Source organism: Phycisphaeraceae bacterium (assembly GCA_019636675.1).
Lineage (GTDB): Bacteria > Planctomycetota > Phycisphaerae > Phycisphaerales > UBA1924 > JAHBXC01.
Genome location: JAHBXC010000001.1, coordinates 1,134,774 through 1,160,817, shown reverse-complemented (window position 1 = coordinate 1,160,817; position 26,044 = coordinate 1,134,774). Strand labels below are relative to the sequence as shown.

At 68.2% G+C, this 26,044-nt stretch carries 22 protein-coding genes and 1 tRNA gene; 14 read left to right on the top strand and 9 right to left on the bottom strand.

Annotated elements, in window-relative coordinates; translation table 11 throughout:
* Nucleotides 1-38: 38 nt before the first annotated feature.
* Nucleotides 39-575 carry a hypothetical protein gene (locus tag KF684_05050; protein ID MBX3352280.1) on the bottom strand — a complete coding sequence of 179 codons (537 nt, stop codon included), beginning with the start codon at nucleotides 573-575 and terminating at the stop codon, nucleotides 39-41.
* 355 nt (nucleotides 576-930) lie between these two features.
* Nucleotides 931-2,091: a hypothetical protein gene (locus KF684_05045; protein ID MBX3352279.1), complete on the bottom strand. Its 1,161-nt coding sequence runs from the start codon at nucleotides 2,089-2,091 to the stop codon at nucleotides 931-933.
* Between the two features lie 204 nt (nucleotides 2,092-2,295).
* On the opposite strand from KF684_05045, the gene KF684_05040 reads away from it, so the two are divergent.
* Nucleotides 2,296-2,985 carry an HAD family phosphatase gene (locus KF684_05040; GenBank protein ID MBX3352278.1) on the top strand — a complete coding sequence of 230 codons (690 nt, stop codon included), beginning with the start codon at nucleotides 2,296-2,298 and terminating at the stop codon, nucleotides 2,983-2,985.
* 135 nt (nucleotides 2,986-3,120) lie between these two features.
* Here the strand turns inward: KF684_05040 and KF684_05035 are convergent, their stop codons facing one another.
* The gene (locus KF684_05035; protein ID MBX3352277.1) at nucleotides 3,121-3,723 is read right to left on the bottom strand and encodes a biotin transporter BioY; all 603 of its coding nucleotides are present in this window, start codon (nucleotides 3,721-3,723) and stop codon (nucleotides 3,121-3,123) included.
* 174 nt (nucleotides 3,724-3,897) lie between these two features.
* Between KF684_05035 and KF684_05030 the strand changes: the two genes are divergently transcribed.
* The 8 genes from KF684_05030 (at nucleotide 3,898) to KF684_04995 (ending at nucleotide 14,668) form a co-directional block, all read left to right on the top strand.
* On the top strand, nucleotides 3,898-5,259 hold the full coding sequence (locus tag KF684_05030) for an efflux RND transporter periplasmic adaptor subunit (GenBank protein ID MBX3352276.1): 1,362 nt from the start codon (nucleotides 3,898-3,900) through the stop codon (nucleotides 5,257-5,259).
* Nucleotides 5,256-8,516: an efflux RND transporter permease subunit gene (locus KF684_05025; GenBank protein MBX3352275.1), complete on the top strand. Its 3,261-nt coding sequence runs from the start codon at nucleotides 5,256-5,258 to the stop codon at nucleotides 8,514-8,516. The genes KF684_05030 and KF684_05025 overlap by 4 nt, the downstream gene beginning before the upstream one ends.
* A 203-nt stretch (nucleotides 8,517-8,719) precedes the next feature.
* Nucleotides 8,720-9,847: an IPT/TIG domain-containing protein gene (locus tag KF684_05020; protein ID MBX3352274.1), complete on the top strand. Its 1,128-nt coding sequence runs from the start codon at nucleotides 8,720-8,722 to the stop codon at nucleotides 9,845-9,847.
* Between the two features lie 57 nt (nucleotides 9,848-9,904).
* Nucleotides 9,905-11,086, top strand: a complete 1,182-nt coding sequence (locus KF684_05015; GenBank protein MBX3352273.1) for an IPT/TIG domain-containing protein — start codon at nucleotides 9,905-9,907, stop codon at nucleotides 11,084-11,086.
* Nucleotides 11,087-11,177: 91 nt separating this feature from the next.
* Nucleotides 11,178-11,354, top strand: a complete 177-nt coding sequence (locus KF684_05010) for a YqaE/Pmp3 family membrane protein (protein MBX3352272.1) — start codon at nucleotides 11,178-11,180, stop codon at nucleotides 11,352-11,354.
* Nucleotides 11,355-11,438: 84 nt separating this feature from the next.
* Nucleotides 11,439-12,524, top strand: a complete 1,086-nt coding sequence (locus KF684_05005; GenBank protein MBX3352271.1) for an NADH:flavin oxidoreductase/NADH oxidase — start codon at nucleotides 11,439-11,441, stop codon at nucleotides 12,522-12,524.
* Nucleotides 12,525-12,719: 195 nt separating this feature from the next.
* A complete protein-coding gene (locus tag KF684_05000) occupies nucleotides 12,720-14,486 on the top strand; it encodes a tryptophan 7-halogenase (GenBank protein ID MBX3352270.1) in 1,767 nt (588 codons plus the stop codon).
* Nucleotides 14,487-14,581: 95 nt separating this feature from the next.
* Nucleotides 14,582-14,668, top strand: a tRNA-Ser gene (locus KF684_04995).
* 24 nt (nucleotides 14,669-14,692) lie between these two features.
* Here the strand turns inward: KF684_04995 and KF684_04990 are convergent.
* The 6 genes from KF684_04990 to KF684_04965 form a co-directional block, all read right to left on the bottom strand.
* Nucleotides 14,693-15,499: an ABC transporter ATP-binding protein gene (locus tag KF684_04990; protein ID MBX3352269.1), complete on the bottom strand. Its 807-nt coding sequence runs from the start codon at nucleotides 15,497-15,499 to the stop codon at nucleotides 14,693-14,695.
* Nucleotides 15,496-16,335, bottom strand: coding sequence for an ABC transporter permease (locus KF684_04985; GenBank protein MBX3352268.1), 840 nt, complete (start codon nucleotides 16,333-16,335; stop codon nucleotides 15,496-15,498). The genes KF684_04990 and KF684_04985 overlap by 4 nt, the downstream gene beginning before the upstream one ends.
* Nucleotides 16,332-17,408 carry an ABC transporter substrate-binding protein gene (locus tag KF684_04980; protein MBX3352267.1) on the bottom strand — a complete coding sequence of 359 codons (1,077 nt, stop codon included), beginning with the start codon at nucleotides 17,406-17,408 and terminating at the stop codon, nucleotides 16,332-16,334. Before KF684_04980 ends, KF684_04985 begins: the two co-directional genes overlap by 4 nt.
* A gap of 156 nt (nucleotides 17,409-17,564) precedes the next feature.
* Nucleotides 17,565-17,939 (bottom strand): hypothetical protein, encoded by a 375-nt coding sequence (locus KF684_04975; protein ID MBX3352266.1) that lies wholly within the window; start codon nucleotides 17,937-17,939, stop codon nucleotides 17,565-17,567.
* Nucleotides 17,940-17,980: 41 nt separating this feature from the next.
* Nucleotides 17,981-18,601, bottom strand: a complete 621-nt coding sequence (locus KF684_04970; GenBank protein ID MBX3352265.1) for a hypothetical protein — start codon at nucleotides 18,599-18,601, stop codon at nucleotides 17,981-17,983.
* A gap of 101 nt (nucleotides 18,602-18,702) precedes the next feature.
* A complete protein-coding gene (locus KF684_04965; GenBank protein ID MBX3352264.1) occupies nucleotides 18,703-19,995 on the bottom strand; it encodes a tRNA-dihydrouridine synthase in 1,293 nt (430 codons plus the stop codon).
* A gap of 18 nt (nucleotides 19,996-20,013) precedes the next feature.
* Here KF684_04965 and KF684_04960 point away from each other — a divergent pair, with 18 nt between their 5' ends.
* The 5 genes from KF684_04960 (at nucleotide 20,014) to KF684_04940 (ending at nucleotide 25,970) form a co-directional block, all read left to right on the top strand.
* Nucleotides 20,014-20,457: a hypothetical protein gene (locus KF684_04960; protein MBX3352263.1), complete on the top strand. Its 444-nt coding sequence runs from the start codon at nucleotides 20,014-20,016 to the stop codon at nucleotides 20,455-20,457.
* Between the two features lie 355 nt (nucleotides 20,458-20,812).
* On the top strand, nucleotides 20,813-21,907 hold the full coding sequence (locus KF684_04955) for a chemotaxis response regulator protein-glutamate methylesterase (GenBank protein MBX3352262.1): 1,095 nt from the start codon (nucleotides 20,813-20,815) through the stop codon (nucleotides 21,905-21,907).
* Between the two features lie 144 nt (nucleotides 21,908-22,051).
* Nucleotides 22,052-22,576 (top strand): chemotaxis protein CheW, encoded by a 525-nt coding sequence (locus KF684_04950; GenBank protein MBX3352261.1) that lies wholly within the window; start codon nucleotides 22,052-22,054, stop codon nucleotides 22,574-22,576.
* 64 nt (nucleotides 22,577-22,640) lie between these two features.
* Nucleotides 22,641-23,534, top strand: coding sequence for a protein-glutamate O-methyltransferase CheR (locus KF684_04945; protein ID MBX3352260.1), 894 nt, complete (start codon nucleotides 22,641-22,643; stop codon nucleotides 23,532-23,534).
* Between the two features lie 42 nt (nucleotides 23,535-23,576).
* Complete coding sequence (locus tag KF684_04940; protein ID MBX3352259.1) at nucleotides 23,577-25,970, top strand: chemotaxis protein CheA; 2,394 nt, start codon at nucleotides 23,577-23,579, stop codon at nucleotides 25,968-25,970.
* Nucleotides 25,971-26,044: the final 74 nt, after the last annotated feature.

Here is a 26,044-nt window from a genome sequence, read left to right as displayed (position 1 = left end):
GTCGCAAGGCAAGATGCACCCAGCATCGAAACTGACGGTCAGACTAGATTGTTCTGCGCCAGAACTTCATCCTCGCCACCAACATGGCTGACTACGAAGGCTGCTTGTCCCGCATCTTCTAGCTCGTACGCGCACCTCGTCAATTCCTGTGTCATCTGTCGGATGGTCGAGCGTGACGCGTTGCTGATATCGATGCACATCCGCGCAAGCCAAACTCCTGTGCCGCTGGGGACGATGGTATCTACTCGGGTGAGGCGGTTTATCTGCGACCCATAGTCTTCGAAAAAGGACGTAGCTCGCAAAAGACCACCCCGGTCCCCTTCGGCAACGCTTATCACGATCGCTAAGTATGGGCGACCGTCGGGTTTAGTCTGCGAAGATCGCGTAGCTTGTTCCCACTGATCATTCAGCCAGTTCACGCCCCTCGCGGTTGCGTGCATAGTCTTCTGAGTCTGGGTGCGGAATGACTCTTGCCTCAGTCGTTCCGATCCTGTTGCGGCGGCAGCAGCCTGCTTGCTCACCCAGATCACAAATGCGATGATAGCAATGATGCCGAGAAAGATGAGACGAATCATGGCGTGTCTCCTGGAGATGTTAGATTGTCACCAATAGGAACCTTTGCGGCAGTTGATCGTGCGGGGATTACCCAATGGTTAGGATTGGGCCTTGGTGCACTCGTGCTATATCTTGTGCTCTCGAACACTTTGTATCTACTACTTGGCGCACGGCTTTTGCAGTTACTTCCCGGGGTCAATGTAAAAGGGTTTCGGGGAACATTTCGCCTGGCTCTGTTGTTGGTGGTGACAATCGCTTCTACGGCATGGTGGTTGCTCAAGTGGCCAATGCTTCAGGTGTTGAGGCGAAGATCAAATGCTTGGCGTGATGATCTGGCATCTCGCATTCAGGCCGTTTCGAGATTGTCAGATCGGCTTACTGTCCGGCGCAGGTTGCGCGTTCGAGGTCGTGGAGGTACTTGAGGCGTGCGATGTAGGCGTCGTCGGGTGTGGTGTGGCGGCGGGCCATGACGGTCTTCGCGACAGCGAGGAACTTGTCGAAGCGGTAGAGGGAGTCGCGGTCGTCGGTGATCCAGCGGAAGCGTCCGGTGGATTTCATCACGCCTTGTGACGATGCGATCATGGAGCCCGTGCCGATCACGGCGCCGGTCATGATGCGTGTGTTGATCGCGAACTTGGCGTGGTCGCCGATAATGGCGCCGAGGTAGCGGATGCCGGTGCGCTCGTTGGGATGGCGGGGCGAGACGCGGGTGATGACCTCGTCGTAGGTGTTGAGGAGGTTGGAGTTGGTCGTGCCGGCGCCGAGGTTGGCCCATTCGCCGACGAAGGAGTCGCCCAGGTGGCCGTCGTGGACCTTGTTGGCGAGTCCCTGGAAGATCGTGCCGCCGACCTCGCCGCCGACTTTGCAGGTGGGGCCGAGGACGGTGTTGGCCTTGATGAACGAGCGCGCGGTGATGACGCAGTGGTCGTGGATGACGACGGGCCCGGCGATGACGCTGGCGCCCTGGATCTCGGACTTGCCGACGATGATGGGGCCTTGGCGGGTGTCGAAGACGACGCCGGGGGCGATGTGGGCGTCGGGGTGGATGCGGAGGAGGGCGGGGTCGCCGTCGACGAGGAGATTGGCGCGCTGGTTGTGCGGCGCATGGGCGAGAAGGTGCGCGAGGTCGTGGGCGATGCAGGCGTCGCGGAAGCGGATGATGTCCCAGGGGCGGTGGAGGAGCGTTGGGGCGTGGTGTTCGACGCTGGAGTTGGCGGCGGCGCCGGGGTCGAAGGAGGCGGCGCGTCCGGGCTCAACGAGTGCGGCGATGACCTGGTTTGAGGAGGATTCGACGAGGGCCTGGCCTTGGGTGAGGGAAAGGGCGTCGTCGGGGAGGATGGCGCAGCGCGCGTTGATGTAGAGGGCGAGATTGGGCGCCTTCGACGCGTCGGGGAGCAGGGTGATTCGGTCGTCGGTGACGAGGCGTTCGCGCGTGGTGTGTGCGCCGGTGCGCAGATCGGCGGCGTTGCGCAGGTCGGTGAGGGGCGCGAGATCGGTGGTCGAGTCGTCGAAGAGGAGGGCGGGGATCGGGGGCATGGGGGGAGTGTAAGGGAAGGGGGGAAGGCACGAGGCACGGGGCACAAGGCACAGGGGAAGAAGGGAGTAGGGAATAGGGAGTGGGGAGCGGGAAGAGGGCAAGAGGCACGGGGCACAAGGCACAAGGGAGAGGAAGAGAGAGCCCGGGTCACTGCTTCGCAGATGCCCCGGGGCACCGAGCGTCGGAGGGGAGTAGTGTTGGGCATGCAAGCAGTGATTTTCGATATGGACGGCGTGCTGGTGGACTCGGAGCCGATGCACGAGGGGGCGATCCGCGCGGCGTGTGAGGCGGTCGGGGGACCGGGGGCGCCGCGGCCGTTGGCGGACTGGCAGGAGTATGTGGGGCTGGGGGATAAGGAGGCGTTCGCGAAGGTGTACGCGGACGCGGGGCGTGCGCACGAGTTCGATGATGCGCTGCGCGATCGGTTGATGGAGGAGAAGGCGCGTCAGACGACGCGGATGATCGCGGAGGGCGTGTGGACGGCGCAGGACGGCGCGCCGGAACTGGTGCGCGGGGCGTCGGCGCAGTTGGCGACGGCGGTGTGCTCGGGGTCGCGCGCGTTCGAGGTGCTGGCGATGCTCGACGCGATGCGCGTGCTGCGGGTGCTGCGCGAGGTGGTGACGGCGGACATCTGCGCGCGCACGAAGCCGGACCCGCTGCCCTATCTGATCACGGCGGAGAAACTGGGCGTCGAGCCGCGCGACTGCGTGGTGATCGAGGACACGGCGATCGGGGTGCGTGCGGCGAAGGGCGCGGGGATGGTGTGCGTGGGTGTGGAGCACACCTCGGCGCGCGAGAAACTGCTCGGGGCCGGGGCGGACGAGGTGGTGGCGCGGATCTCGCGGATCACGGTGGATGGGTTGCGCGCGGCGTGGATGGGTGCGCGGGGGTGAGGCGCGTCACTCGCCAAGCCGCTCCCGCGGGGAGCGTCTTGGTGTCCCCCTCACCCGACTCGCCCGCTGCGCGGGCTCGTCGACCTCTCCCCCAAGGGGGCGAGGTGGGGGAGAGTTACTCAATCTATTCCTTGCTCAGCGCTTGCCGAGGAGGCGCCATGCCTTGGGGAGGATGGCGGCGGCGAGGAGGGTCTTGAGGGCGCAGCCGGGGAGGAAGATCGCGAAGCCGGTGACGAAGGCGTTCTCGCCCGGGAAGAAGAGCGAGAGCCAGAGGGCGCCCATCGAGAGGATGAGCAGCGTGCCGACGAACATCACGAGGGCGGTGCGCGCGAAGGTGCGCGTGAAGCCGAGTTGGGCGAGGTAGCCGACGAGCAGGGCGGCGACGGGGAAGGCGAGGAGGTATCCGCCGGTGGTTCCGAGGAACTTGTGCGCGCCGCCGCTGAGGTGGGCGAAGACGGGGAAGCCCATCGCGCCCTCGATCAGATAGAGGATGGCGGCGGCGAGGCCGAGTTTCGGGCCCAGCAGCGCGGCGACGAGGAGGACGCCGAAGGTCTGCATCGTCGCGGGGACGGGCCACATGGGGACGGCGATCTGGGCGCTGGCGGCGATGACGAGCGAGCCGGCGAAGACCAGCGCCGGGGTGCGCAGTCGGGAGCGCTGCGCGAGCCCGAAGTGCGCGAGGGCGGCTTCGGCGAGGGTCAGGTTGGCAAGGGTCGGGTTCGCGGCGGTGGTCGTCATGGGGGTAAGGGTCCGCGGGGGCGATGAGGTTGTCAAGACGGGAAGGGGGCGCCGGGGTCCGGATGTCGCTGGCCGACGTGCTTTGACGCTCCTTGGGGGAGTGGAACGGCAGGGGGGGTGTGAAGGTTGGCCTATCGTTGGGCGTGCGCAGGGGTTGGAGTGGAAAGGCGCTGCATGGCTGAGAAGACGCGTGCTGGTCGTTCGAGAGTGATCGCGGCGGTGGCGCGCGGTGTGATCGGTGTGGTTGCGCTCGCGATCGGCGTCGCGGTGTTCTCCGGGCTCGTGGCGACCAAGCCGCAGGCGCCCAGGAAGCCCCGGAGCGACGCGGCGGTGCCGGTCGAGGTGGTGACGGTGCGACTGACGGAATCGGCGCGCCCCTGGGAGGCGTTCGGGACGGCGAGGGCGATGCAGGCCGCGGAGGTTCGGGCCGAGGTGGCTGGCGTGGTCGTCCGTCGTCCGGCGGCGATCGAGCCGGGCGTTCGCGTCGCGAAGGGGGAGACGCTGCTGGAGCTTGACCGGACGGACGCGGAGGCGGCGTTGGCGCGTTCGCGCGGGCTCGTCGAGGCGATCGGCGCTCAGCTGGACGGGCTCGCGGTGGAGGAGGAGTCGCTGCGCCGTCAGGTGGCGCTGGCGAGCCAGGCGTCGGAGCTTGCGGAACGGGATATCGAGCGCGCACGCGAGGCGGCGCGGGCCGGGGCGGCGGTGGAGCGCGAGATCGATGTGCTGCTCACGGCGCTGACGCGCACGCTGCGCGAGGAGGCCCAGTTGTCGAGAGCGCTGTCGGAGGTTCCCTCGCGGCGTGCGGCGCTGGAGGCCCAGCGCGACGCGGAGCGTGCCAACCTGCGCCTTGCTGAAGAGAATCTTCGAAGGTCGACGATCGTTGCGCCTTTCGACGGGGTGCTGCAGCGGGTCGATCTGCGCGAGGGCGATCGGGTCGGGATCGGGGAACTCGCGGCGCGGGTGGTGTCGTTGTCTCGGATCGAGACGCCGCTGCGTGCGCCGCTGGGCGCGAGCGCCGAGGTGCGAGTGGGCGACCCGGTCGTGCTGATCGCCGAGGGCAGCGTGCGACGTGAGTGGCGTGCGACGGTGGAGCGGATCGCGCCCGAAGCCGACGCGCAGTCGCGGACCGTGACGGTGTTCGTGGTGGTCGAGCAGGACGACGCGACGGGATCGACGGGGAACCTGCTGCCCGGTCAGTTCGTGCGTGGAGAGCTCCGCTCGTCGAGCGCGCAGCGCGTGGCGATGGTGCCCCGGGTGTCGCTGAGCGGGGACCGCGTGATGGTTCTGGGCGAAGGGGGGCGGGTGGAGTTCCGGGATGTGGTGGTGGCGTTCTTCGTCAGCGGCGAGCGGCCCGAGATCGATCCGGGCGAGCGCGAGTGGGCTGCGGTGTCGAGCGGGCTGCGCGAGGGGGACCGGGTGGTGGTTTCGAATCTGGATGACCTGCGCGCCGGCGCGCTCGTGAACGCGGTGGACGCCGCGACGGGCGAGTCGTTCCTGGCGAAGGGCGCGCCTGGCGAGAACGGGGGCGTGAAGTGAACCCCGTCGAGTTCGGCGTCAGGAAGCCGGTGGCCGCGAATCTGGTGATGATCGCGATCGTGGCGGCGGGGCTGGTGCTGGGGCTGAACCTTCGGCGCGAGTTCTTCCCGGAGACGCGCCCGAACGAGGTGCTGGTGGTGGCGCCCTATCCGGGCGCGGCGCCGGAGGAGGTCGAGCGTTCGCTGGCGATCAAGATCGAGGACCGCGTCGCGGACATCGACGACGTGAAGGAAGTGAACACGACGATCGTCGAGGGCGCGGCGACGGTGCGTATCGAGTTTCGCTCCGGCGTGGATATCGGCGACGCGACGGCGCGGGTGAAGCGGGAGATCGATGCGCTGCAGGACCTGCCCGAGCTGTCGGAGCGGATCACGGTGCAGGACTTCGAGCCGCAGATCCCGGTGATCGACCTGACGCTGTACGGGGACGCCGACGAGCGGACGATGAAGGAGGCGGTGAAGCGGATGCGCGACGACCTGCGCACGCTGCCCGGGATGGGGGACGTGACGATCGGGGGCGTGCGCGTCGACGAGATCACGGTCGAGGTGTATCCCGATCGGCTGATCGAGCACGGGATCGGGCTGCTCACGCTGACGGAGCGCATCCGGCAGGCGATGGGCGAGTCGCCGGGCGGGACGGTGCGCTCGAGCGGCGCGAACGTGGCGATCCGCACGCTGGGGGCTGACGACGCGGCGGAGGCGGTGCGCGAGATCATCGTGAAGGCGTCGGGCGACGGCGGCGTGGTGCGTGTGCGCGACATCGCGCAGGTGCGCGACGGCTTCGCGGACGTGGATGTTCGGCTGCGGTTCAACGGGAAGCCGGCGGCGTCGCTGACGGTGTTTGCGCAGAAGAAGCAGGACATCGTGGAGATCGCCGGGCTGGTGAAGGCGTACGCGGCGGGTCGCGTGGGCGATCCGCTGGAGCTGAGCGCTTCGGAGCGCGCCGCTGTCGCCAGGGCCGAGCGGGGCTCGGGTCGCGTGCCGGCGCGGGTGGCGGCGTACGAGCTGGGGTTGTCGAGGCCCGACCCGCCTCCGGGCGAGCTGGCGACGGGGCAGGACCTGTCGCGGTTCGTGACGCAGCGCCTGGAATTGCTCAGCCGCAACGCGCTGACGGGCGCGGCGCTGGTGCTGCTGACGCTGGTGGTGTTCCTCCCCCCGACGGTGGCGTTCTGGGTGACGGCGGGGCTGGCGATCAGCGTGCTGGGAACGCTGGCGACGATGTCGATGTTCGACATCACGCTGAACCTGCTGACGATGTTCGGGCTGATCATCGTGCTGGGTCTGTTGGTGGACGACGCGATCGTGGTCGCGGAGAACATCGTGGCGCGCCACGAGACGGGCGAGCCGGCGCTGCAGGCGGCGATCAACGGGGGCAGGCAGGTTTTCTGGCCGGTGATCGCGACGATCCTGACGACGATCTGCGCGTTCCTCCCGCTGCGTCTGATCGAAGGGCGGGTGGGAGACCTGATGGGCGCGCTGCCCCTGGTGGTGGCGGTGGCGCTGCTGGTGTCGCTGCTGGAGGCGCTGCTGATTTTGCCGAGCCACATGGCGCACACGCTGCACAGGGCGGAGAAGAACAAGTCGACCGGGCCCGTGAAGCGGTTCGGCGACTGGGCGGAGCGTCAGCGCGACCGTGTCTTCCACGGGTGGCTGATGGACCGGTATCAGGCGACGCTGCGCGCGGCGCTGCGCGCGAGGTACCTGACGATCGCGCTGTTCGTCGCGGTGCTGACGGGCAGCGTCGGTCTCGTCGCGGGCGGGCGCGTGCCATTCGAGTTCCTCGCGTCGGCGGACAGCGAGACGATCATCGCGAACCTTCGGATGCCGGTGGGGACGCCGGCCGGTCAGACCGACGCGATCGTGCGCCGGATCGAGCGTGCGGCGCTGGACATGCCCGAGGTGAAGAGCGTGACGGCGTTCGTGGGCGCGACGAACGACCTCGACGCCGGGACTTCGACGCAGCAGAGCAACCGAGGGCAGGTTTTCATTCAGTTGCAGCCGGTGGAGCAGCGCGACCGGGACAGCCAGTCGATCCGCGTGGCGATCCAGCGTGAGCTGGGCGAGATCCCGGGTGTGAAGAGCCTGCGCTTCGAGGAGATCCAGGGCGGGCCGGGCGGGCCGCCGCTGAGCTACACGATCCTCGGGGACAACATCGCGTCGATGCAGGGCGCGGTGAGCGCGCTGAAAGACCGGCTCGCGGAGTTCGACGGCGTGTTCGGCGTGGCGGACGACAGCGACGCCGGGCAGCGCGAGCTGCGCATCGCGCTCTTGCCCGGGGCGAGGGAGCTCGGGTTCACGACGGACTCGGTGGCGCGCCAGGTGCGCGGGGCGGTGTTCGGGCTCGAGGCGCGGACCTTCGCTGGTGATCGCGAGGACATCGATGTGCGCGTGATGTTCGACGAAGCGACGAGGCGGAGTCTGGCGGATCTGGAGCGGATGCGCGTCTTCACGCCGGATGGGGTCGCGGTCCCGCTGCGCGAGGTGGCGGACATCCGCGAAGAGCGCGGGTACGCGTCGATCAACCGTCTGAACCGCCAGCGCGCGATCAATGTCTCGGCGGATGTCGATCGCGCCGTGGTGACGCCCGAGCAGGTCTCGGCGGAGCTTGGTCCGGTCTTCCGCGAGTTGCAGTCGCGGTATCCCGGGGTGACGATCGTGCCTCGCGGGCGACAGGAGGACCTGGCCGACTCGTTCCGCACGCTGCCCCTGGGGTTCGCGGCGGCGATGGCGATGATCTATGTCATCCTCGCGTGGCTCTTCGGCAGTTACACGCAGCCCTTCGCGATCCTGACGGCGGTGCCCTTCGCGGCGGTCGGGGCGATCTTCGGGCACATGATCCTCGGGTTCGAGATGACGATCCTGTCGTTGATCGGGTTCGTGGCGCTGACGGGCATCGTGGTGAACGACGGGATCGTGCTGACGCAGTTTTACAACGAGCGACGGCGCGACGGCCTCGATGTCGTGCCGGCGCTGACCGACGCCGGACGCGCGCGCCTGCGCGCGATCATCCTGACGACGCTGACGACGGTCCTCGGGCTGGCGCCGCTCATGCTGGAACAGAGCTTCCAGGCGCGGTTCCTGATCCCGATGGCGATCACGATCAGTTTCGGGCTGATGGCGGCGACGGTGGTGACGCTCATCGCGCTGCCTTGCCTGATCGCGATCCTGACGGACGCGCGCAAGGCGGTCCGCTGGGCGTGGACTGGCGGGGCGGTTTCGTGGGACACGCCGCTGCGTCCGGCTGGGACGATCGACTGAGCTGCATCCCGCGTTGGGGAAGTGCGGGCCGGGTCCGGGATCTTTCTCGACGGGATCGTGTCGGGTCCGGGCCGGGGCTGTCGGACTGTCCTTTGGTTGCGGCGCCTCGGGGCGGCGCTGGCTGTCACACGTTCAACAGACGGAGTTCGACGATGCGTGCATGCACACGATGGGTCAGGACGCGGATCGCGGGAGCGTTTCTCGTGGCGCTCGGCCTCTCGCTCAGCGGCATGCGCGCCGATGGGCAGTGCGGTCTGAGCGGCGTGGTCCCCAACACCGGCCCGACGCAGGGCGGCGGAGAGGTGGTGTTCAACACCTCGAGTCTGGTGTTCGTCGGGGGAGTGTTGTGGGACGGCGCGCCGGCGCAGATCCTCTCGAGCTCCCCGACATCGGTGCGGGTCCGCGTGCCGCAGGGACAGGGAACGCCTGCGATCACCTTCCAGTATCTGACCGGCGGTTCGTGTACGGCGCAGGGCGTTTTCTCGTACAGCGCTCCGGTCATCTCGCAGGTTCACCCTCAGTCTGTGAACCCGGGCGACGAGGTGGTTCTGACGGGGTCGAACTTCGGTCTGACGCCGAGCGTGCGTGTGGGCGGTGTCGAGGCGGAACTGGTCGGGCCGACGACGCATCAGCAGATCCGGTTCCTCGCGCCGCAGTCGGCGAGCGGCACGCAATCGGTGGTGGTCGAGGTCGGCGGTGCGGTGAGCCAGCCGGAGAGTCTGAACATCCTCCCGCCGCCGGTGATCATCAGCACGATCGCGCCGGTGCGGCGCACGGCGGGGGGTGACCTGATCATCGCGCGAGGGATCAACTTCGGGTCGAACACCGGGCTGCTGGTGGGGGATAGTCTCGCGACGGTGCTCGAGTCCACGCCCACGGAGATCATCGCGTTGCTGCCCGAGACCGACGGCCGAAGGCAGACGCTTCGCGTGGTGCGCGACGGCGCCGCGGGTCCTGTGTCGGCGCTGCTGTTCCCCTCTTCGCCGCGGATCACGGGGTTCTCGCCCCCGAGCATCCCGGCCGGTGTCGCGACGGAACTGAGGATTCTCGGAGAGAACTTCGGGACGCTGAACACTCCGGTGCTTGGTGGCGTCCTGGTGGATGAGGTGCTCTCGGTCACGCATACCGAGATCGTCGTGCGCACGAGAGTGCTGCAGCCCGGCAGCGCGAATGTGTTGCTGCTCGTGGGGGGCACTTCGACCGTGAGCGGCGCGGTGGAGGTTCACGAGGTCTGTTCGGGCGACACCAATGGCGACGGCGTGGTGAACTTCGCGGACCTGAACGCGGTCCTGTCGGCCTTCGGTCTGGCGTGTGATTCGATGTGGCGGTAAACGAGCGGCGGGCGCCCTCTCGCGCGAGGGGGCGCCGCACGCAGGAAGGAACGAGTGATGATTGACCGTATTCTTTCGAAGTGGGCGGCGCTGTTCGCGCTGATCGCGGCGATGTGCATGGGCGCCGGCGCCGGCGCGCAATGCTTCACGACGAGCGTGATCCCGTCGCTGATTCCGACGGCCGGCGGGACGAGCGTGGAGTTCACGCTCTCACAGTCGCCGGCCTTCCCGATCCAGCGTGTGCTCTGGAACGGGCAGCCGGCGCAGTTTCAGCAGGTCGCCTCGAACAGGTTCCTCGCGGTGTCGCGTCCGGGTCAGGGCGTTCCGACGGTCGTGGTCGAGTACGGGTTCTCGTCGTGCGAGGTGATCTCGATGCTCCGCCACTCGCCGCCCTTCATCAGTTCCTTTAGCCCGGCGCGCGTGCAGGCGGGTGATGTCGTGACGATCGACGGCTCGAACTTCGGCCTGCAGCCGGCGGTGCTTGTCGACGGGATGCCTGTCCCGACGAACATCGTGACACCCCACTCCCGGCTGAGTTTCGTGGTTCCGGCGGGCGAGACCGGGCAGTACGCGATGCGCGTCGTCGTCGCCGGTCAGCAGAGCAACACCGTGACCCTGGACCTGGTGAACCCGCCCGTGCTGGCGTCGTGGATCGCGACGAGGCGTGCGACCGGGGGCGGCGACATCATCGTGGCGACAGGGAGCGACTTCGGGAGCAGCCCTGCGCTCGCGTTCGGGGGCATCAACGCGCAGATCATCCGTTCGTCCGACACCGAGATCATCGCGATCATCCCGGCGGGCGATGGGGCCTCGAACGATCTCTTTGTCTGGAACGGAGGACTTCAGGGGAACATCCTGAACTTCGAGTACTTCCCTCCGCTGGTGAGCGTGCTCTCGCCCCGACGCGTCAACGCGGGTGAGCCGGGGCAACTGGTGATCCACGGTCGCAACCTGTGGGGCCTCGGCGCATTTCCTCAGGTGTTCGTGGGCGATGTCGCCGCGCCGGTGATCGAGGTGCGCGAGGACAGGATCACCGTTCTCGTGCCGGGGCTCCCGCCCGGGGCGGCCCAGGTCAGCGTCACGCTCGCGGGCCAGACCTCGCAGTCGACTCCCGATTCCTCGCTCGAGGTGGTGGTCGGGTGTCCGGCGGACACCAACGGCGACGGGGTGGTGAATTTCACCGACCTCAACGCGGTGCTTTCGGCGTTCGGGCAGGCGTGCCAGGCGCTGCTGCGGTAATCGCGGGGTCCGGACATCCTTGGTGTGGTGGCGGCGGGCGATGTCGGTGATGGCGTCGCCCGCTGTCTTACCTTTGCAAGGGGAACCGACCATGGCAGACACCGGAACTCAGAAACTGCTCCTCGTGATCATCGCGATCCTGCTGCCGCCGCTCGCTGTTGGGCTGAAGGCGGGGCTCGGCGGGGTATTCGTGCTGAACCTGATCCTGACGCTGATCTTCTGGATCCCCGGAGTGCTGCACGCGCTGTATGTGGTGCTGTCGAGCTGAGCGGACGCGTCCGGGCGTCTCGATCTGGCGAACAATGTCGGCGCGCCTGCGCCGTCTGTCTGTCGCCACGAGGAGTCCCGCCGCATGCCATCGCTGTTTGAGCCGATCACGCTCCGTTCCGTCACGATCCGAAACCGTGTCGGCGTCTCGCCGATGTGCATGTATTCGAGCGACGACGGGTTCGCGACGGACTTTCACCTGGCGCATCTGGGCTCGTTCGCGATGGGGGGCGCCGGGCTGGTGATGGCGGAAGCGACGGCGGTGAGCCCCGAGGGGCGGATCACGCCGCGCTGCGCCGGGATCTGGAGCGACGATCATGTGGATGGCTGGGCGAGGGCGGTGCGCTTCGCGAAATCGCACGGCGCGACGGTCGGGCTCCAGCTCGCGCACGCGGGACGGAAGGCCGGGATGGCCCCGCCGCATTCGTGGGAAGGCCCGCGCGGCGCTGTCGCGCCGGCGCGCGGCGGCTGGGAGCCGATCGGCCCCACGGACCAGCGCTTCGACGAGCACCACGCGCGGCCACGCGCCATGACCGGCGAGGACATCGAGCGCGTGAAGGGCGCGTTCGCCGATGCGGCTGCGCGAGCGCTGGCGGCGGGCTTCGACACGGTCGAGATCCACGCGGCGCACGGGTATCTGATGCACCAGTTCTTCTCGCCCCTGTCGAACACGAGGGCCGACGCGTACGGCGCCGGGTCGTTCGACTCGCGCGTGCGCCTGCTCGTCGAGACGGCGCGCGAGGTGCGACGGGTGTGGCCCGAGCGTCTTCCCCTGCTGGTGCGGCTGAGTTGCTCGGACTGGGTGGAGGGCGCGTGGGACATCGAGCAGTCGGTGGAGGTCTGCCGGCGGCTGCGGGACGAGGGGGTCGATCTGATCGACTGTTCGAGCGGGTTCGTGGCGCCGGGGATCGAGCATCCGTTTGCGCCGGGGTGGCAGGTCCCGTTCGCGGAGCGGATCCGGCGCGACTCGGGCGTGCCGACGGCGGCGGTCGGGGAGATCACGACCCCGGCGCAGGCGGCGGCGATCGTCGAGGAGGGGCGCGCCGACCTGGTCTTTCTGGGTCGCGCGATGCTGCGCGACCCGCGCTTCGCGTGGCGGGCAGCGAAAGAAATCACAGAGCGGGGCGCCGGCGCACCGCTGGCGGCTCAGTACAACTACGCCGTGGGCTGACCGATTCGGCCTGGGTTCGCACGAATCGAAGCCGAACGCAGGGGGAACCCCGGGTTCCCTGAATCGATCCGGATATCCGTTCGCATTTTGCTTGTATTGCCGCGAGGGCGCGGTACATTGGCGCACCCGCCGGGTTCAGGAAGGGTCTGAAGGCGCCCGGCGGGGCGCACCCCGAGAATGAACAGGAGGCCTGCGATGCGGGCCGAGAGCGTGGCGTCTTTTGATGTCGCAATCGTTGGCGGCGGGCCGGCCGGCTCGACGGCGGCGTCGTTGCTTCGCAAGTACAACCCCGAGCTTCGCGTGATCGTGCTGGAGAAGGAAGTCTTCCCGCGCGACCACATCGGCGAGAGCCAGTTACCCTCGATCAGCTCCGTGCTGCACGAGATGGGCGCGTGGGAGAAGGTGGAGGCCGCGGGCTTCCCGATCAAGATCGGGGCGTCGTACACCTGGGGTCGGACGAACGACCGGTGGGAGTTCGATTTCTACCCGGTGGAGGAGTTCGTCGACGAGCCGCGCCCGGCGCGGTACGAAGGGCAGCGCCGGCTGACGGCGTTTCAGGTCGACCGCGCGATCTACGACGAGATCCTGCTGAAGCACGCGGAGTCGATGGGCGCCGAGGCGCGCCAGGGGACGCGCGTCGCGAGGGTGCACACCGAGGGCGATCGCATCGCTGGGCTCGAACTCGAGGGCGGCGAGCGGATCGAAGCGCGCTACTACATCGACGCGAGCGGCACGGTCGGGCTGCTGCGTCGCGCGCTGGGCGTCGAGGCGAAGGTGACCGATGACCTGAAGAACATCGCGATCTGGGACTACTGGCAGAACGCCGAGTGGGCGGTCGAGATCGGCGTGGGGGCGACGCGCGTGCAGGTGCGCAGTCTGCCCTACGGGTGGATCTGGTTCATCCCGCTGGGGCCCACGCGCACGAGCATCGGGCTGGTGACGCCGGCCGAGCACTATAAGAAGATGGGGATGACGCCCGAAGAGCTGTACCTTAAGGCGATCGAGGACCAGCCCGAGGTGAAGAAGCTCGTCGCGAATGCGGAGCGAGAGAACAAGACGCAGTCGTGCAAGGACTGGTCTCAGCTGAGCGATCGGATCGTGGGCGCGAACTGGTTCGTCGTGGGCGAGGCCGCGGGCTTCGCCGACCCGATCCTGGCGGCGGGGATGAGTCTGGCGCACACCTCGGCGCGCGACGCGGCGTACACGATCCTGGAGCTCGATCGCGCCGAGCACGACGCGAAGTGGCTGAAGGACCGGTACAACGAGCGCAACCGCGCGAACATCCAGCAGCACATCCGTTTCGGTCAGTACTGGTACTCGGCGAACAGCTGCTTCACGGACCTGCGCGAGCACTGCCAGAAGATCGCGCAGGAGGCCGGGCTGAAGCTCGCCCCCCAGCAGGCGTGGCAGTGGCTGTCGCAGGGCGGGTTTACCATCGAAGACCCGGCGCTGGCCGCCTTCGGCTCGTTCGACATCTTCAGCGCAAAGCGCATCCTGCGGCAGTTCGACACGGAAGACCGGTCGTGCGCCCCGGCGGCGGACGGCGCCAACGTGTTCAAGCTCAACCTGATGAACGCCAAGAAGAGCTTCATCGGCCGGCTGGAAGGCGGGCGCATCGAACGCGTGGAGTGCTATGAGCGAGTCGGCAAGCGGCTTCCGATGGCGGGGTATTTCTCCCTGCTGGTCGAGCTGCTGAAGAAGACGAACGACGCGCACTCGCTGGTGCAGGAGATCCATGGGCGCTTTATGTTCGCGTCGCCCGAGGAGCGGAATGTCGGCGTGCAGCGATGCATGCAGGCGCTCGACATCATGATCCAGGACGGTTGGGTGCTCAAGAGCGTGAAGAAGGGACGACCCGTCCTGCGCCTGGATCTCGACCAGTCCCGCAACATGCGGACGGCGGAGGAGGTCGACGAAGTCGTCAAGCGCGGGACGAAGGGGACCGTGAAAAGCAACATCTGAAGCCGGCGTCGCCGTGGACCCAACGGGCTGCCGGGGGCGCGTCGGTGGGAGCGGTGCGTACACTTGGCCACGCCGGGGGGAGCCCCCCTCGCGCGGGTGAGATGGCCGAGTGGTTGAAGGCGCCGGTCTTGAAAACCGGTAGACCCGTCAGGGTCTCGCGGGTTCGAATCCCGCTCTCACCGTTGCTGGCGTGTCGTCCGGCGTGGTCAGCCCGACCCGACGCGCAGGCTCATCCCCATCGACTCGAAGATGCGATCGCGAGCCTTCAGATAGCCCGGCGAGTCGAGATCGCGCGGGCGAGGGAGGTCGACCACAATCTCCTCGCGGATCGTCGCCGGGCGTCGGCTCATCACGAGGACGCGGTCGGCGAGTTGCACCGCTTCCTCGATGTCGTGCGTCACGAAGAGGATGGTCTTGCGCTCGCGCTGCCAGATCGAGACGAGGTCGGAGCGCATCTTGAGGCGCGTGATGAAGTCGAGGGCGCCGAAGGGCTCGTCCATATAGATGATGTCGGGGTCGGCGGCGAGGGCGCGTGCGATCTCGACGCGCTGGCGCATGCCGCCCGACAGTTCGCGTGGGTACGAGCGCTCGAAGCCGGTCAGCCCCACCATGTCGGTGTAGTGTCGGACGATCTCGTCGCGCTCGGCCGGGGGTTTCTCGCCCAGACCGAACCCGATGTTCTGTTCGACGGTGAGCCACGGGAAGACGCCGTTCTCCTGGAAGACGAAGATGCGTCGGGGGTCGGGGCCCGCGACGGGTTCGCCCTCGACGATCGCGCTGCCGCGCGAGGGCTGCAGGAACCCGCCGATGATGTTGAGCAGCGTGGACTTGCCGCAGCCGGAGGGGCCGACGATGACGACGAACTCGCCGTGCTCGACGGTGAGCGAGACGCGTTCGAGCACATGCACGGGCTCGTCGGCGCGTTTGCCTGGGAAGGTCATCCACAGGTCGTTGACGACGACGGCGTGCTCGCCGCGATGCGTGCGCTGGTCGGTGGGGGACGCGGGTCTCATCGGTTGGAATACCCCCAGCGGACTTCGTCGAAGCGTTCGAGCCGGCGCACGAGCAGGTCGAGGATGAGCCCGATCACGCCGATCATCGCCATGCCTGCGACGACCAGGTCGTAGCGCTTGCCGGCGTTGCGCGCGTCGATGATGAGGAAGCCGAGCCCAGAGGTGACGGCGATCATCTCCGCCGCGACGACCACCAGCCACGCGATGCCCAGCGCGATGCGAAGCGAGGTGATGATCTGCGGCAGGGTGGCCGGCAGGATCACGCGCCGGAACAGAGAGATGCCGGTTACACCGAAGTTTCGCGCGGCGCGGACATACACCGGCTGGATGTTGGAGACGGCGGCCATCGACGAGACGGTGATGGGGAACACGCTCGCGAGGAAGATGAGGAAGATCGGCGCCGCGTCGGTGATGCCGAACCACAGGATCGCGAGGGGGATCCACGCGATGGGCGAGATCGGGCGCAGGATCTGGATCACCGGGTTGAACGCGCGCGACGCCCAGGTGAACCAGCCCAGGAACAGCCCGAGGGGGATGCCCACGAGCACCGCGAGCGTGAAGCCCCAGGTCACGCGGAAGAGCGACGCGACGATGTACTTGAGCAGCAGGCCTTTCTCGGCGAGTTCCGCGACACCGAGCACGACCTGCCAGGGCGTTGGCAGCAGGTCGTTGCCGGTCAGCCGGATCGCGAGATGCCACGCGGTCAGGAGCACACCGAAGACGACGGTGGGTAGCGCGATGCGCTGGACGAGATTCCCGCGTGCTCGCGCCGGGGCGACTGGCGACGGAGGGGTTTCCTCAGCGGGTGGTCTTGGGAGTGTGGTGGCGAGACTCATCGTCTGGTCGCTCCCGGGCGGGGGGCATCGATGTAGGACCAGTCGTACGCCGGGACGCTCGCTTCGTCGGGGACGAATGATGGGTCGCAGTAGTCGTCGAACGAGAGCGTGCCGTCGAGGATGCCGCTGAGCACGCCGAGTTCGACGATCTCCTCGAAGTCGGGCCTGCGCACCGTGAGGTTGGTGTACTTCACGCGATCGGGCGGTTTGGAGAGGACGAACTCGAGCAGGCGCGGGTGCTGGTTGTAGTAGAAGCGGCTGACGAACTGGGCCGCGTCCATGCGGTTGTCCATGTCGTCGTCGAGCCACTTGCCGCTCTGTGCGATGCCGTCGACGAGGCGCTGCACCTTGTCGCGGTCCTTCAGGATGACGCTCTCGGGGACCGCGAGCACGCAGGAGATGAAGTCGGGCCAGACATCCTTGGTGAGATAGAGCACGCGCCCGTACCCATCGAGTTCGGTCTGGCCCATGAAGGGTTCGCCCGAGGTGATGGCGTCGACGGCCTTCGCGTAGAGGGCGGCGGGCATGTCGGGCGGGGGCATCTCGACGATCCTGACCTGATCGATAGGGATATTGCGATCGCGCAGCGCCTTGAAGATGAGGAGGCGCTGGTTGGAGAAACGGTTGGGCACGGCAACCGTCTTGCCGCGAAGGTCCTCGATGCGATGGATGTTCGAGTCTTTGTGCACCATCATCGCCGTGCCGTCGCGATGACCCAGGTAGACGATCTTGAGGGGCACGCCCTCCTCGCGCAGGCGGATGGCCATGGGCGCAAGGATGAAGGTCGCTTCGGTGTGCCCGGCGAGGAAGGCCTCTTTCAGTTCGGGCCATCCGTTGAAGCGCACCGGGGTGAACATCTGCTCGCCCGTGATGTTCTCGTTGATGAAGTGCGTCACCGGGCAGGTGAGGTGGCAGGTCACCGGCAGGAACCCGATGCGGAAGGGCGCGGAGCGCTCGCTCGCGGGCGTGAGCCAGCGGCGCAGGTCATCGCGCTGGTTCACCCAGAGGTGGAGGGCGGAGACCAGCGCGATCCACAGGAGCGCGGCGAGCGAGACAGCGCGGCGAAACGACATAGAGGTTCCGAGCAGAGGCGTCAGATCGTGCGGACACACCATCGGCGCGGCGGTCGGCCCGCTTTGCCACGAGAGAGCGGGAATGTACCACGGCGACCCGGCCCGACGCCAGTGAAATCCGTCGTCATATCGCAGAATCCCCTTCCTGTCAGGGGTTTAGGGGGCGGTGGCGATGTCGCGGGCGAACGCGAGGGCCGCGACGAGGATGTCGCGCCCGGTTCGCGCGTCGTCGACACGCTTCGCGAGCGCGGCGCGGGCCTGGGCGGCGGCGGCGGGGTCGAACGATTCACCCGGCGAGGGCGACGCGGCGCGCCGGTCGAGGGTGGCGCGTGCGTCGTCGAAGATGGCGTCGAGCCGGGAGGCGGACTCGCCGTGGATCGCGAGCAGTCGTTGGAGGCGCAGGATCACGAGTTGGTCGGCCGCGAGCGTGCGGAGGGCGCGGGTGATGAGTTCGACCTCGCGCGGCGTGAGGGCGGGGGTGTCGAGTTCGAGTTTGGTGAGCAGGATGTCGAGATCGGGTGAAGAAGGCATGAGGCACTCGGCACGGGGCATGAGGGGGGAGGGGAGAGGCATCAGCGGGTGGGGTTGAGGACGCGATCCAGCAGGCGCTGGGCGGCGGCGCGGGCGTCGGGATCGTCGATGCCTGCGAGGACGGTCTCGCGCCAGACGAGCGTCGCCGCTTCGCGCGACGCGAGGGACAGATCGACCGATGCGCCGGCCGCGTCGGCGAGGGCGGCGTGGTTGGCGCGCAGTTCGGTGAAGAGCGCCGCGATCCCTGCTGCGCGTGCGTCCAGCGCGTCGAGGAGCGCGGCTGCGGCGTCGTCGAACGCGCGCAGGGAGGTGTGCGACGCGAGCGCGGCGCGACGGAGTTCGGTGGGTGCGCCGGTGCGAAGGAGAGCGGCGAAGTCGGCCAGCCAGGGCCGCGCGTCGTCGGGGGCGTTGCCCGACGCGTCGAGGGTGTTCGCGACGAGGTCGAGTTCGATGGACGCGACGAGGCGCTCGCGCTGGGCGTCGAGCAGCGAGGACGCAAGGGAGCGCACTGCGGCGAGGTCGTGCGCGTAGGAGGTTTCGAGCCGGGCGATGATCGCGCCCTGATTCTCGAGGACGGGTCGGTTGGCGCCGGGGTCGACGCAGCCGGCGAGCGCGCCCAGGAGCGGGAACGCGAGGAGGCACGATCGGGTGAGGTAGCGCATGGAGGTCTCCGTGAGGGGTGTTCACGCAGACCATCGCACGGATCGATAGGAAGACAAGCGAGGAGTGTGCGCAGTGACCGCTTCGGTGCGCGAAAGTTCGCTCAGTGCGCCGGCGCGTGCGCACCGGACGCGGACTGCGCCTCGAGGAGTTGCTGCGCGTCGTCGTGGTAGAACTCGTCCAGCACCGCGAGCCAGTCGTCGGTGCTGTTCACGCGGATGAAGCGCACGCGAACCTCTTCGGAGCGTGGGTGGTGCTCCGCGAAGCGGATGCCGAACTTGCGCATGAGCCGTCCGGCGAGCGATTCGCCGTTGACGGCGACCGAGAGCTCGAAATGCTGTCGCAGCGCGTCGCGCTGCTCGGCGATGGTGGGAGAGCGAGGGGGAAGCCCGTCCATCATGTCGCGCGCCTGGCGGAAGATCCAGGGGTTGCCGATGCACCCTCGCGCCACCGACACGGCGTGCACGCCGGTGTACGAGAGCATGCGGAAGATGTCGTGGACCGTCCACACATCGCCCGAGCCCAGGATGACGCGGTCCGGGCGCGACGCGACCAGTTCGCGCAGGAAGGTCCAGCGCGACGGGCCGATGTACTTCTGCTGCACGGTGCGCGCGTGCACGGTCGCCCACGCGTAGCCCATCTCGTACGCGGCGTCGAAGATCCGGAAGAACGCGCGCTCGTATTCGGGCGGGTCGTCGAAGGCGCGGCGCATCTTGACGGTCGTGGGGACATGCGCAGGGAGCGCGTCGCGCACGGCGCGCAGGATCTCGATGGCGCCGTCGGGGTGCGCCAGCCAGTGCCCCCCTCGCGCCTTGCGGCTGATCTTCTTCACCGGGCACGCGAGATTCACATCGATCGCGCCGAACCCCAGCGGATCGGGCGCCGTCGCTTCCTCCGCACCCCATCCCCCTTCCGCGACCTCCGTGTTCTCTGCGGTGAGTCTCTTCTTCCCGTACGCCAGCGTGCGGTAGTGGGCGGGCGGGCGACGGCCCTGCTCGATCATCTTCAGGGCGGACGCGGCCATCTCGTCGGGTTCGGACCCCATGATCTGCCCGACGAGGGGGTGGTCTTCCTCGCCCCCCGGGATGTTGTCGTGGAGTTCGCCCAGGTCGGCCTTCGCGAACCCGCGCCCACCGGCGAGCAGGGTGCGATCGAGGAGGGCCTCGGTGACGCACATCGGGCAGCCGTGTCGGCGCGCGACGATGCGCATCGCGGCGTCGGAGTACCCGGCGAGCCCGGCTTGCACGAAAGGCGCATCGAAACCGGGGATGGTCGACGCGAGGCGCGGGTCGGGGCGGAACGACCGCGCGAACGAGGCGGTGTCGATGCCCTCGGCGCCCGGCGCGATCGCCGGGGAGGGGGGTGTCGCGTTGGTGCTGTTGCTCTCGCAGCCCATCGAGGCGACTATAGGGGGATGACCCGCACCCCCTTCGTTCATCGCTCGACCCGCGCCCTCGGCGCCGGCGCGCTGCTGGTTGCTCTCGCGTTCACCGGCGCCTGCCGCGGCTGGTCGGAGGTGGAGTACGCGACGCCCTTCCCCGAGCGGATGCCCATCGTCGAGACGCTCTCGATCCAGGTGGTGCGAGACGGCACGCACATCACGATGACCAACACGACCGCGACGTCGATCCCCGAGTCGAGGATGTGGCTGAACAAGTGGTTCTCGCGCCCGGTGGCACGCCTCGACGTGGGCGAGACGGTGACCTTCAACCTGCACGATTTCCGAGACGAGTTCTCGGAGCCGTTCCGCGGCGGCGGCTTCTGGGCCACGACCGCTGGCGACGCCGTCGTGACGGCCCACATCGAGATCGATGGGCGGCTGCACGGGCTGGTCGTGGTGTCGAAGCGCGGCGGATGACGCGCGACGGGGCCATCACGAAATAAACCCGCAGCGCCTTGGGGGGAGGCGCCGCGGGTTAGGAGGGAAGAAACACGTCACTTCCAGTATAGCCGGGGCGGGGTGCGACACAACCCCGTTTCACCGGGGGATTCACCGGACTTTTGCGCTATGCGAGGGTCGCTGGTCGGGGGTTGCAGGGGTCTGGGGAGGCGTGTTTGGGCTTTGGGCGGGTTTCGGGCGCGGCGCGGGCTTTATCCGGCTCGGGAACGAGCCGATGCCACAGCATCGCGAGCTGTGCGCGGGTCGCCCCCGGCGTCGGCGTCGCTCTGGAGATCCGCCGATGCGTGTACTGGTCTGCGACGACTCTGCCGTGATGCGAAAGGCCATCAGCCAGATCATCGCGTCGGACCCGAAGTTCACGGTGATCGACACGGCGAAGAACGGTCGCGAGGCGGTCGAGAAGGCCGCGGCTCTGAAGCCGGACCTGATCACGATGGACATCGAGATGCCCGAGCTGGACGGGCTGACCGCGCTGTCGCGGATCATGGCGCAGTGCCCGACGCGCGTGCTGATGGTGTCGAGTCTGACGAAGGACGGGAGTCGGTCGGCGCTGACGGCGCTGCGTCTTGGCGCGATGGACTTCGTCGCGAAGGACCAGTCGCAGATCACGCTGTCGGTGGACGCGCTGCGCGAGCAGATTCTGATGAAGCTGCGCGCGCTCGCGGAAGCGAGGCCGCCGCGCGTCGTCGCCCAGTCGTTGACGGGCGGCACGGCGGAGAAGCTGCCGGTCTACAAGCCCGGGATGTTCGACGCGATCCTGATCGGGTCGTCCACGGGAGGCCCGCCGGCGCTCGAGCAGCTGCTGACCAAACTGCCGGCAGACCTTTCGTGCCCCGTGATCATTGCGCAGCACATGCCCGAGCTGTTCACGCGCAGCATGTCTGAGCGTCTGGATCAGCAGTGCGCGGTCACGGTCGTGCACGGCGAGAACCGCATGCCGCTGCTGCGCGGAACGGTCTATATCTGCCCGGGCGGGAAGCACGCGCGGGTGCACCGGGCGTCGCCGGGGCGGTTCGAGCTGGAGATCAGCCCCGAGCCGCGCGAGGCGCTGTACAAGCCGTGCGTGAACGAGCTCTTCTCTTCGGGCGCGCGGGTGCTGCGCGACCGGTGCCTGGGCGTGATCCTCACCGGCATGGGCGACGACGGGCTGATCGGGGCCAAGGCGCTCGTCGCGGCCGGCGGGAAGATGCTCGCGCAGAGCGCCGAGTCCTGCGTGGTCTACGGCATGCCCAAGGGCGTCACCCAGCAGGGTCTGGCGGAGGCCACGCTGTCGCCCGGGCAGATCGGGCAGTGCCTGATCTCGCTGCGAAGCGGGGTCACGACGGGGACCCCTGCGTCGTCGACGCCCCCGTCCGCGGCGACGGGAGACGGGCGCGACCGTCGCGGGCGCTTCGGCAGCGCCGCATAACCGGTTCGGACCATCGATTCCGGGCCCGGAGGCCCTCTATTCGGCGGAGATTTCCGCCGATGAACCAACGCCGCGAGCTCGCCGGGCATGGCCGCCCGCTCGCAGCGACGGAACGTACCCCTGAAGCAAGTCGGGAGACCGGTCATGAGCACGCTGGACACACAGTCGCTTTCATCCGAGCAGTTCACCTCGCGCAACGGCGGCGACAGCGGGCAGCTCCAGCTCGTGACGTTCGATGTTGCGGGCGAAGAGTTCGCTGTCGACATCCTGGCGGTTCGAGAGATCAACCGCATGATGTCGCTGACGCGCGTGCCCAACAGCCCGGCCGAAGTCGAGGGCGTGATCAACCTGCGCGGCAAGATCATCCCCGTGATCGATCTTCGTCGTCGCTTCGGGATGGATCAGACCCAGCACAGCCAGGACAGCCGCATCGTGGTGGTCGAGGTGCTGGAGCGCGTGGTCGGGTTCATCGTCGACCGCGTGCACGAGGTGCTTCGCATCGAGAAGTCGATCGTGGAGCCGGCGCCCGAGATGGTGTGCTCGATCGACTCGGACTTCATCGCCGGCGTGGGCAAGCTGGAAGACCGTCTGGTGATCCTGCTCGACGTCGTCAAGCTGTTCGGCGACGCGCTGATGCACAAGCTTGACAACATGACCAAGCCCGCCTGAGCCCCCGGCGCGACGGCCTCGTCGCCGCGCGCCCCGCACGTTATCGAAGAGAGGTCGAGACGCGATGAGCATCACCGCTTCGCCGAAGCTGAGCGATGCGCAGTTCACCAAGCTGCGCAAGGTCATCTATGACCGCTCGGGGATCTATTTCCAGGACACGAAGAAGTACGTCCTCGAATCCCGGCTTGGGCGCCGCCTGCAGGAGCTCGAGTTCGAGAGCTACGACCAGTACATCACCTTCCTGACCGTCGGCCCGTACCGGGACGACGAGTTCCAGGAGATGTTCAACCGCATCACGATCAACGAGACCTCGTTCTTCCGCAACGAGCCGCAGCTCGACGTCTTCGAGAAGCAGATCCTCCCCGAACTGCTCGAGAAGCGTGCGACCTCCAAGCGTCTGCGCATCTGGTCGGCGGCGTGCAGCACAGGCGAGGAGCCCTACACCCTCGCGATGCTCGTCCACCGGACGCTGGGCGTCCGCCTCGCCGACTGGCGCGTCGAGATCCTGGGCACCGATATCTCGGAGAAGGCGCTCGAGGTGGCGACCAAGGGCGAGTACACCACCTACTCGATCCGCTCGACGCCCTCGCTCGCCATGGAGCGGTACTTCAAGAAGAACGGCCCGCTGTTCATCGTCGACCCGACGATCAAGTCGATGGTCAACTTCGAGCATCACAACCTGAAGGACCGTCTGGGCGCGAAGCGCCACGGAACGTGGGACGTGATCTTCTGCCGCAATGTCTTGATCTACTTCGACAAGGCCATGAAGGAGCAGGTGATCAACACCTTCGCCGAGCAGCTCGCGGTCGACGGGACGATGTTCATCGGGCACAGCGAGACGCTGCGCGACTTGAACACTCCGTTCCAGCCCCTGTCGATCCCGCAGGGTTTCTGCTATCGAAAGGTTGTCGCACCCTCGTCTTCCGGGCTCCTGAGCGCGACGCGCCCCGGCGTGTGACCGACGCCGGCACTCCCCAGCCACACCGAAAGGCGACCCAGCGTGCACGAGTTCGACCCAGAGTTGCTGCAGGACTTCATCACCGAGTCGGGCGAACTGCTCGAGCAGTTCGACGGCGATCTCGTGCTCCTCGAAGAGTCGCCGACCGACCCGGAGCTGCTGAACAGGGTTTTCCGCGCGCTGCACACGATCAAGGGAAGCGCCAGCTTCCTCTCGCTCACCGAGCTGGTGCGCGTGGCGCACGCCGCCGAGGAGGCGCTCAACAACGCCCGTCGCGGCGGCTTGCTCGTCACGCGTGAGGTCATGGACCTCCTGCTCGAGGGCGCCGACGTGATCAAGGGCCACCTCGCGCAGCTGCAGACCTGCGAGGCGCTGACGCCGGCCCGCCCCGCGCTGGTCGCGGCCCTCACCAAGCTCGGGGAGAGCAGCGCCGGCGCGCACGCGCCCTCCGGTGCGGCGGCTGCTGCGCCGACGCGGGCGCCGGCGATCGACCCGACGCGCACCCCGCTGGTCCTGCCGGCGCACAAGAACGACCTGCTCGACTTCATGGTCGCCGATTTCGAAGAGGCCGCGCTGCGCATCGACGGCGCGGTCGAGGGCCTCGCGGACCCGGCGACGCGCGACGACTGCGCGCAGACGATCCTCGAGAACTGCGGGCCGACGGTGGCGACCATCGAGTTCTTCGAGCTCGCGTCGCTCTCGCACCTGATGCAGTCGATCGAGGTCGCCGCCGAGCGCGTCGCTTCGCTTCGCGATGAGACGCTCGCGCAGCTCCAGCCACGCCTGCGGGCGGCGTGCGCGCTCCTTCGTGAGCACGCGTCGGCGCTGCGCGATCGCACGGTCTGCGGCTTCGACCCCGGCGACCTGCTCGATCGCATCACCGACCTGGCGATGGGCAACCCGATCGAAGAGTCCGCGATGCTCGCGCCCGGCGCCGGGCCACAGGACGCGCTGCTGGTGGACAGCGGCGGCGCCCTCCCGGGCGCATCGACCCCTGGAGCCCCCGTCGCCCCAATCGCCCCCGTCGTCGCCCCAGTCGCCAACGCTGTTTCCGGAGCGACCACCGGCGCCGACCCCGACCACGCGCCCGACGGCGCCGACGCGCAGGGCGATCGCGGCGGGCAGGGCGTGGGCGCCGCCGGCGGCGCCACGATCCGCGTGGACGTCGTGCGTCTGGAGGCGCTGCTCGACCTGGTCGGCGAGCTTGTGTTGCAGAAGAACCGCGTCGCGGCGATCACGCGGCGTGTCGGGGCCATCGAGGTGGTGCCTCGCGACCTGCGCGACGCGCTGGCGCAGGGGGCGAGTGATCTCGACCGCGTCTGCGGCGACCTGCAGCTCGCGGTCATGCGCACGCGCATGCAGCCCCTCGATAAGCTCTTCGGGCGCTATCCGCGCCTGATCCGCGACCTTTCGCGCTCCACGAACAAGAAGCTGCGCCTCGTGATCGAGGGCGGCGACACCGAGGTCGACAAGTCCGTCATCGAGCAGCTGGGCGACCCGCTGGTGCACATCCTCCGGAACTCGTCGGACCACGGGATCGAAACCCCCGAGGCCAGGCGCGCCGCCGGGAAGGACGAGACGGGCACCATCACCCTTCGCGCCCGGCACGAGGGCGAGCACGTGCTCGTCGAGATCAGCGACAACGGGCGCGGGCTCGATCGCGAGCGGATCCTGAAGCGCGCCGTCGAGCGCGGGCTCTGCACGCCCGAAGAGGGCGCCGCGATGACGGATCAGCAGGCGTTCGCGTTCATCTTCGCGCCGGGCTTCTCGACCGCGGAGCAGGTCACGGACCTGTCGGGTCGCGGCGTGGGCATGGACGTGGTGCGCACGAACATCGAGAAGGTGAAGGGCACCATCACGCTGCGGAGCAAGCAGGGCGAGGGCACGACGGTGTCGATCGCGATCCCGCTGACCGTGGCGATCCTCGACGCGATGGTCGTCGGCCTGGGCGAGGAGGAGTACGCGATCCCGCTGGGGAACATCCTCGAGATCGTGAAGCCCGAGCCCGCGGCGCTGTCGACGATCCACGGTCGCCCGGTGATGCGTCTGCGCGACGAGGTCTTGCCGCTGATCGACGGGTGCACGCTGTTCGGGGTGCCTGCCGACCGGCGGTCGTCCAGCCCGTTCGCGGTGGTGCTGAGCATGAACGGGCAGACCGCCGGCCTGCTGGTGTCGAGACTTATCGGACAGCGCGAGATCGTGGTGAAGTCGCTCGAGAACAGCGTCGCCGGTCAGGCGCCGGTCAGCGGCGCGACCGTGGGCGACGAGGGCGAGGCGAGTCTGATCATCGATGTCTCGCGTCTGCTGAGTCTCGCGACCCAGGAGTCGCGCGTCGGGCGCGGCGTCCCGCCCCTGACGCCCCAGACTTCTGCGGCGAGCCCGGGATCCCCCGGGACCCAGGGGCCCGCGGCGGGGGGGCGGCGTCGTGCCGCATGAAACAAGGGAAATCCCCGGCCGAGAGTGAGCTGACGGGATTGAACCGCGGGTCGGATCGGACCGATTCGCAATAT

What these genes read in the sequence shown, in the direction of transcription:
- KF684_05030 (MBX3352276.1), top strand. Translation starts at nt 3,898, where the DNA reads ATGGCTGAGAAGACGCGTGCTGGTCGTTCGAGAGTGATCGCGGCGGTG.
- KF684_04950 (MBX3352261.1), top strand. Translation starts at nt 22,052, where the DNA reads ATGAGCACGCTGGACACACAGTCGCTTTCATCCGAGCAGTTCACCTCG.
- KF684_05050 (MBX3352280.1), bottom strand. Translation starts at nt 575, where the DNA reads ATGATTCGTCTCATCTTTCTCGGCATCATTGCTATCATCGCATTTGTG.
- KF684_04970 (MBX3352265.1), bottom strand. Translation starts at nt 18,601, where the DNA reads ATGCGCTACCTCACCCGATCGTGCCTCCTCGCGTTCCCGCTCCTGGGC.
- KF684_05000 (MBX3352270.1), top strand. Translation starts at nt 12,720, where the DNA reads ATGCGGGCCGAGAGCGTGGCGTCTTTTGATGTCGCAATCGTTGGCGGC.
- KF684_04985 (MBX3352268.1), bottom strand. Translation starts at nt 16,335, where the DNA reads ATGAGTCTCGCCACCACACTCCCAAGACCACCCGCTGAGGAAACCCCT.
- KF684_04945 (MBX3352260.1), top strand. Translation starts at nt 22,641, where the DNA reads ATGAGCATCACCGCTTCGCCGAAGCTGAGCGATGCGCAGTTCACCAAG.
- KF684_05045 (MBX3352279.1), bottom strand. Translation starts at nt 2,091, where the DNA reads ATGCCCCCGATCCCCGCCCTCCTCTTCGACGACTCGACCACCGATCTC.
- KF684_05005 (MBX3352271.1), top strand. Translation starts at nt 11,439, where the DNA reads ATGCCATCGCTGTTTGAGCCGATCACGCTCCGTTCCGTCACGATCCGA.
- KF684_04960 (MBX3352263.1), top strand. Translation starts at nt 20,014, where the DNA reads ATGACCCGCACCCCCTTCGTTCATCGCTCGACCCGCGCCCTCGGCGCC.
- KF684_04980 (MBX3352267.1), bottom strand. Translation starts at nt 17,408, where the DNA reads ATGTCGTTTCGCCGCGCTGTCTCGCTCGCCGCGCTCCTGTGGATCGCG.
- KF684_04975 (MBX3352266.1), bottom strand. Translation starts at nt 17,939, where the DNA reads ATGCCTTCTTCACCCGATCTCGACATCCTGCTCACCAAACTCGAACTC.
- KF684_05010 (MBX3352272.1), top strand. Translation starts at nt 11,178, where the DNA reads ATGGCAGACACCGGAACTCAGAAACTGCTCCTCGTGATCATCGCGATC.
- KF684_05035 (MBX3352277.1), bottom strand. Translation starts at nt 3,723, where the DNA reads ATGACGACCACCGCCGCGAACCCGACCCTTGCCAACCTGACCCTCGCC.
- KF684_04955 (MBX3352262.1), top strand. Translation starts at nt 20,813, where the DNA reads ATGCGAAAGGCCATCAGCCAGATCATCGCGTCGGACCCGAAGTTCACG.
- KF684_04965 (MBX3352264.1), bottom strand. Translation starts at nt 19,995, where the DNA reads ATGGGCTGCGAGAGCAACAGCACCAACGCGACACCCCCCTCCCCGGCG.
- KF684_05040 (MBX3352278.1), top strand. Translation starts at nt 2,296, where the DNA reads ATGCAAGCAGTGATTTTCGATATGGACGGCGTGCTGGTGGACTCGGAG.
- KF684_04990 (MBX3352269.1), bottom strand. Translation starts at nt 15,499, where the DNA reads ATGAGACCCGCGTCCCCCACCGACCAGCGCACGCATCGCGGCGAGCAC.
- KF684_05015 (MBX3352273.1), top strand. Translation starts at nt 9,905, where the DNA reads ATGATTGACCGTATTCTTTCGAAGTGGGCGGCGCTGTTCGCGCTGATC.